We start from the raw sequence: 6356 nt of genomic DNA on the forward strand, positions 1-6356 counted from the left end.
GTGATCGCAGGGTCCTCGGAGTATGTTCGACCATCGCTGCTACCCGACCTGCGAGAGGTATTCGCTGTAGAACAAGCCCAGACCGACCGCCGCCGCGATTCCGGCGAGTAGCCAGAACCGGATGATGACCGTCGTCTCCGCCCATTTGCTCAGTTCGAAGTGGTGATGGAACGGGGCCATCTTGAACAATCGATTGCGGGTGGTCCGGAAAACCGCCACCTGCAGCACCACCGACACGGTCTCGGCGACGAACAGGGCACCGATCACGACCATCAGCAACTCGGTGCGGGTGGTGATGGACAGCCCGGCGATCAGACCGCCCAGGGCGAGCGATCCGGTATCACCCATGAAGATCTTGGCCGGTGCCGCGTTCCACCACAGGAATCCGACACACGCCGCCGCGCCCGCGGCACAGACCAGCGACAGATCCAGCGGGTCACGCACGTTGTAGCAGCCGGCCTCGGCCTTGAATTCGCAGGCGTGGTAGTACTGCCAGAACGTGATGATCACGTAGGCGCCCAGCACCAGGCTCATCGAGCCGGCCGCCAGACCGTCCAGGCCGTCGGTCAGATTCACCGCGTTGGACCAGGCGACCACGACCAGGCAGACGAAGGCCAGGAAGATGACCACGCTCATCGAGACCGTGTTGATGTCGCGCACATAGGACAGGTGCCGGCTGGCGGGGGTCCGCTCGCTCGCACCCTTGAACTGCAGCGCCAGCACGCCGAAGATCACCGCGGAGCCGATCTGCCCGATGTACTTACCGGCCGCGGTCAACCCGAGGTTGCGCTGTTTGCGCAATTTGATGAAGTCATCGGTGAAGCCGACCACGCCGAGCGCGGTGGCCAGGCCCAGTACCAGCAGACCCGAGACCGACGGGCCGTCGGCGTGATAGCCGATGCCGATCAGATGTGAACCGAGGTATCCGGCCCACATCCCGATCAGGATCGCCACGCCGCCCATCGTCGGGGTCCCGCGCTTGGCCTGATGACTCTGCGGGCCGTCGATGCGGATCTCCTGGCCGAAACCACGCCGGGCGAACATCCGGATCAGCAGCGGCGTCAGCAGGATCGACACCGCCAGCGCGATACCCGCCGCGAACAGAATCTGCCTCATCGAGCTGCCTCCGTGCCCGCCGCCGTGGGCGCGCCGTCATCCACCGACCGCGAACCCGATGCGAGCACGTGCTGCGCCACGGCCCACAGGCCCGCGGAGTTGGATGCTTTGACCAGCACCACATCACCGGCTGCCAGCTCCTCGTCGAGCACGGCGATGGCGGAGTCGATATCGGGTACGAGGATCGATTCCTCGCCCCACGAGCCTTCCATGACCGCACCCTGGTGCAGCGCGCGGGCCGGTCGGCCGGTACCGACCACGATCAGGCGGTCGACGTCCAAACGCACCGCGAGCCGACCGATGCCGTCGTGCTCGAGCACGGACTCCTCGCCCAGTTCGGCCATCTCGCCGAGCACCGCCCAGCTGCGCCGGCCACGCGGTGCGACAGGCGTGCCGCCGGCGCGCGACATCGAGACCAGGGCCTTGAGTGCGGCGCGCATGGAGTCCGGGTTGGCGTTGTAGGCGTCGTCGACGACCGTGACACCGTCGGGCCGGGTCCGGACATCCATGCGGTGCGCCGAATCGACGGTGGCGCCGGCCAGCGCCGCGGCCACCGTGGGCAGATCCGCACCGCATTCGAGTGCCACCGCGGCCGCGGCCAGCGCGTTGGGAACCTGATGTTCGCCGTAGACCGCCAGCTGTACCGGCGCCTGTGCCCCACCGGCTCGCAGGGTGAAACCCGCCCGCGCCTCCGAGTCGAGCACCACATCGGTCGCCCGCACGTCGGCGCCGGCGGCCTGGCCGAAGGTCACCACCCGGGCGCGCGTACGGGGGGCCATCGCCGCTACCCGCGGGTCGTCGGCGTTGAGCACCGCGACACCGTCGGCGGGCAGGGCCTCCACCAGTTCCCCCTTGGCCTGAGCGATCGCGTCCCGACCACCGAATTCCCCCAGATGTGCCGTTCCGACATTGAGCACCACACCGACCCGCGGTGGCGCGATCTCGGCCAGAGCCGCGATATGCCCGGGCCCGCGCGCGGACAGTTCCAGTGCCAGGAACCGGGATTCGGCGCCGGCTCGCAACGCCGTCCACGGATGTCCGAGTTCGTTGTTGAACGAGCCGGGTGGCGCCACCACCGCCCCCAGTGGGGCCAGTACGCGCGCCAGCAGATCCTTCGTGGAGGTCTTTCCCGCGGAGCCGGTCACCCCGACCACCGTCAGACCGCCCTCGGCCAGCCGGTCCACACTGGCGCGAGCCAGCTTCGCCAGCGCCGCCAGCACCGCCGCACCCGAGCCATCGGTGTCGTGGGCCAGTACATAGGACCGGTTCGACTCGGTCGCCGCCGGTGCGACGACCACCGCCGGTACTCCCACCGGCCGCGCGGCCAGCACCGCGACCGCACCGGCGGCCACCGCCCGGTCCGCGTAGTCGTGCCCGTCGACGTGCTCACCGGGCAACGCCAGGAACAGATCTCCGGAATTGATTCGGCGCGAATCGAATTCGACCGCACCGGTCACCGTCGCCGCGGGGTCGCTCACATCGTGCAGCGTGCCGCCCACGATCTCGGCGATCTCCCGCAGGGTCATTTCGATCATGAAACCGTCAGGTCCTTGTTGTCGGGCGCAGCAATTTTCCGTAGCAGTGCCTGCGCCAGCACCTCACGGTCGTCGAACGGATACTTCACACCCGCAATCTCCTGCCCCGTCTCGTGTCCTTTACCCGCCACCAGCACCACATCACCCTGTCGTGCCCAGTCCACCGCGGCGGCGATGGCCTCGGCACGGTCCCCGATCTCGCGCACCTCACCGCGTTCGGCCTCGGCGATCCCCAGCGCCCCCGCCCGGACCGCGGCACGAATCTCGGCGGCGTCCTCGGTGCGGGGGTTGTCGTCGGTGATCACGAGCAGTTCCGCCCCCCGCGCCGCGGTCGCCCCCATCAGCGGGCGCTTACCGGCATCGCGATCGCCGCCGGCACCGACCACGACGGCCAGCCGGCCGCCGGTGTCGCGCAACTGTCGCCGCAGCGTGGCGATCACCGACTCCACCGCGGCGGGCTTGTGCGCGTAGTCCACCAGGGCCAGGAAATTCTGGCCCTCACCGACGCGCTGCATCCGGCCCGGCACATCGACCTCGCCCAGGGCAGCGGCCACGGTGCCGGCATCCGCGCCGGCATTCGCGCACACCGCGAGGGCCAGCAGCCCGTTGGCGATGTTGTAGCGTCCCGGCAGCCGCAATCGTGCCTCGACCGGACCGGTGGGACCCACCGCGGTGAAGCGCTGTCCGCCGTCGACCAGGGCCGCGGCATCGGTGACCGTCCATTCCGGCTCGTTCTCACCGGTCGCGGATTCGGTGGTCGCAACGGTCACCACCGTCGCGCGCCCACCGGCCTCGCGCGCCAGCCGCAGGCCCCACGCGTCATCGACGCAGATCACACACGTATCGGCCGCGACCTGTCGGGTGGGCGCACCGGGCTCGGGCACGAACAGCCGGCGCTTGGCCGCGAAATAGTCCTCGAAATCGGCATGGAAATCCAGGTGGTCCTGCGAGAGGTTGGTGAACGCGCCGAGTGCGAAGTGCACGCCGTCGACCCGGCCCAGCGCCAGCGCGTGGCTGGACACCTCCATCACCACGGCCTCGACGCCCTGTTCGACCATCAGCGCGAAGATCGCATGCAGCTGCGGCGCCTCGGGGGTGGTCAACGCGCTCGGAACACGGTCGCCGCCGATCCGGGTCTCGATCGTGCCGATCAGCGCGGTCGACACTCCGGCCGCAGCCAAACCGGCCTCCACCAGGTACGACGTGGTGGTTTTACCGGACGTGCCGGTGATGCCGATGACGCGCAACCGCCGCGAGGGGTGCCCGTAGACAGCGGCCGACAACTCCCCGAGCACGGCGCGGGGGTCGTCGTGCACCAGCACGGGAACCTCGACCGTGCCGATCAGCTCCGCCCCGGCGGCGTCGGTGAACACGGCTACCGCACCGCGCGCGATGGCATCGGCGGCGAAACGCGCGCCGTGGGCGTTGGCACCGGCCAGACCGGCGAACAGATCTCCGGGTTGCACCGCGTGCGACCGCTGCTCGATACCGGTGACCTCGACACCGGCCGCGGCGCCGGAGTTCAGCCGGGCACCGGTGAGTTCGGCAACGTCGGTGACGGGCGTCGACAACGTCACGGCCGGGCGAAGCACCTGCGGGCTGGGCTGCACGGGCACCAGGGTCCTTTCCGGTTCGCACATCTGTGCATCGGGTGTCTGGAATCGGGGTCGGGGAGTCAGGTTACCCGTGAGCGATCGAGGGCCATGCAGCATGGGCACCTCGCGCGCACGGGCCACCGGGTCTCACCGCTCCCGCACCCGCACCGGGAAGGGTTTCCGGGCTCCGTACACGCCTACAGCGCCTCGAGCACAAGGGGTTTCGGTGGTTCGGCCGAGGGTGGGATCCGGTCGCGCTGCAGTGCCCAGGACGCGATGTTGTGGAACAGCGGCGCGGCCGACATTCCGCCGCTGCCGTCGGAGCTGCGCTCCGGGGCGTCGAGCATGATGCCGATGACATAGCGCGGGTCGTCGGCCGGGGCGATTCCGGCGAAGGTGATCCAGTAGCGGCTGTTGGAGTAGCACTGACAATTCTCGTCGATCTGCTGCGCGGTACCGGTCTTCCCGGCGATGCGGTATCCCTCGACCGCCGCCGGCACGCCGGTGCCCTGCTGATTCCCGGTCGGGTCGGCCTGTACGACCGCCTGGAACATTCGGCGCAGGGTTTTCGCGGTGTCCGCACTCACCACCCGCACCCCGTCCGGCTGTGGTTCGGACTCCCGATTGCCGTCGGGGCCGACCACATCCTTGACGATCCGGGGCGGGATCCGCACACCGTCGTTCGCGATGGCCTGGTACATTCCGGTCATCTGCAGCAGGGTCATCGAAAGCCCCTGGCCGATAGGGAGATTGGCGAAGGTGGAGCCGGACCACTGATCGCGCGGGGGCACGATTCCGCCGCTTTCGCCGGGCAGCCCCACGTCGGTGCGCTTGCCCAGGCCGAACCGCTGCACCGCATCCCAGAAGCGATCCTTGCCGACCTTCTGGGCCAGCAGCAGGGTCCCCACATTGGAGGATTTCCCGAAGATTCCGGTGGTGGTGAACGGCGCGACCCCGTGCGACCAGGCATCGTGCACGGTCACACCGCCCATCTCGATATCACCGGGCACCTGATGCACTTCCTCCGGCGTGGTGACACCCGATTCGATGGCGGCCGCCGCAGTGATGATCTTGTTCACCGAGCCCGGCTCGAAGGCATCGGTCACCGCCGGGTTGCCGATATTGGCAGCATCCCAGTACTTCGGGTCTCGGGACGGATCGAAGGTGTTGTTGTTGGCCATGGCCAGCACCTGCCCGGTGTGCGCATCCAGCACCACCGCGGAGGCCGATTTCGCCTTCGACTTGTCCTTGGCCTCCTGCACCTGCTGCTGCACGTAGTACTGCAGATCGGAGTCGATGGTCAGCTCGACGTCGGAGCCGTTGACCGCCGGCACCTTGTCCCGCTCGCTGCCGGGAATGACCGCGCCGTCGGAGCCGCGGTCGTAGCTGTGTGAACCGTCGGTACCGGCCAGCACCGAATCCATCGAGGCCTCGAGCCCCACCTGACCGTGGCCGTCCCAGCCGGTGGCGCCGACGATATTGGCCGCCAGCGAGCCGCCGGGGTAAACCGGCGTGTCCTGACGTTCGGTCCCGACCTCGGGGAAGCGCTCGGTGATCTCACCGGCGATCCGGGAATCGACGTTGTAGGCCAGATACACGAACTTGTCGTCGCTGCGCAGCTTCGCCAGCAGATCGGCCTCTGCCGGGGCACCTTCGCCGAGCTTCTCGTGGAGCATCTTCGCGATGGCCTCCAGCCGCTTGTCGACCTCGGGCGCCTCGTTGCTCTTACTGCGGGCCTCGGCCAGTTCCTTCCGCACCGCGACCGGCCGGAAACTCAGCTTCTTGGTCGCCATCGTGAACGCCAGAGCCCGGCCGTCGCGGTCGCGAATGGAGCCGCGCAACGCCCAATCCGTCTCGTGCACCGTGCGTTGACTGGCCGCCTCGGCGGACAGGTTCGGCGCGGAAAATGTTTGCAGCCACAGCAATTGCATCGCCACCACCAGCAGCGCCGCCAACATCACGATGCGACCCACCCCGAACCGCAGGCGGGTGAACGCATCCGCGGGCGAGGGGCCGCGCCGCCGCGGCGCGCTACGTGGGCGGGGAGCCGCCGAACGAGTGCCCGCCCGGCCGCGCCGAGGGGCACCCCGACCGGCGCCACCCCCACGGC

Annotated in this window: 4 protein-coding genes; all 4 read right to left on the reverse strand. The window is 69.1% G+C overall.

Annotation, left to right across the window (positions count from 1 at the left end):
- Positions 1–39: 39 nt before the first annotated feature.
- The gene (gene mraY, locus NV2_RS29745) at positions 40–1116 is read right to left on the reverse strand and encodes a phospho-N-acetylmuramoyl-pentapeptide-transferase (protein WP_067881999.1); all 1077 of its coding nucleotides are present in this window, start codon (positions 1114–1116) and stop codon (positions 40–42) included.
- On the reverse strand, positions 1113–2651 hold the full coding sequence (locus NV2_RS29750) for a UDP-N-acetylmuramoyl-tripeptide--D-alanyl-D-alanine ligase (protein WP_067882002.1): 1539 nt from the start codon (positions 2649–2651) through the stop codon (positions 1113–1115). Before NV2_RS29750 ends, mraY begins: the two co-directional genes overlap by 4 nt.
- Entirely contained in the window at positions 2648–4291 is a 1644-nt protein-coding gene (locus NV2_RS29755; protein WP_067882005.1) for a UDP-N-acetylmuramoyl-L-alanyl-D-glutamate--2,6-diaminopimelate ligase, read from the reverse strand. Before NV2_RS29755 ends, NV2_RS29750 begins: the two co-directional genes overlap by 4 nt.
- A gap of 152 nt (positions 4292–4443) precedes the next feature.
- On the reverse strand, positions 4444–6356 hold a 1913-nt coding region (locus NV2_RS29760), incomplete at its 5' end, for a peptidoglycan D,D-transpeptidase FtsI family protein (protein ID WP_245662832.1).

Origin of the sequence: Nocardia vermiculata NBRC 100427 (genome assembly GCF_001613265.1) — a bacterium.
Lineage (GTDB): Bacteria > Actinomycetota > Actinomycetes > Mycobacteriales > Mycobacteriaceae > Nocardia > Nocardia vermiculata.